General features: G+C 47.6%; 1 protein-coding gene. It reads right to left on the bottom strand.

Annotated elements, in window-relative coordinates; all coding sequences use genetic code 11:
- A partial coding sequence (locus tag R8N47_RS26130) for a PLP-dependent aminotransferase family protein (protein ID WP_318186220.1) occupies positions 1-630 on the bottom strand: 630 nt, incomplete at both ends.

The raw sequence follows: 630 nt of genomic DNA, 5'->3' as shown, positions 1-630 counted from the left end.
GTGTTTAAAGTCGTCCCCATCGGATATTGGTTACTTGGCGTGATATAGAGTGCATCTGCAGTACTTTGCGTGACGGAATCAATATCAAAACCCACTTTTTGTCTTACGAATAACGGTTCAAATTGATATTGCTGAAACAGGATCAACTTGCGCATCTGCGCATAACCTGGCTGTTCCATTAGCACTCTACTTCCTGCCGTTAATGTTGCCATGGTGGCGATACACAACGCTTGCTGCGCGCCTGACGTGATGATGATTCGACTAGGCGAGCAGTTCACTGAACGGCTCGACGCTAAGTAATCCGACAAAGCGCATCGAAGCTCCCAGCTACCTTGAATGTCTTGATTGCCTAACAGACACGTGCGGGATAAATGACGATTGAGATATTTTTGCCACAAAGCGGTTGGAAAAAGCGATAAATCGGGTACACCAGGCGCGAAACTGGCATTCACATCCAACGCTGCTGGCGGAAGGTTGGCAGCTTGAGTTGGCAACTTTTCAGGTAAGTATTGTTCTGGCAACTCAACAGCAACAAAAAAACCAGAGCCACGCTGGCTGACCAAGTACCCTTCAGCAACTAACTGTTCGTAGGCAGAAATCACCGTGTTGCGGCTAAGGTTCAACTCTTGT

It is taken from the genome of Vibrio sp. 2132-1 (assembly GCF_033344315.1).
Note: the sequence above shows the minus strand (reverse complement) of the source record. Positions and strands in the feature narration are given on the sequence as shown.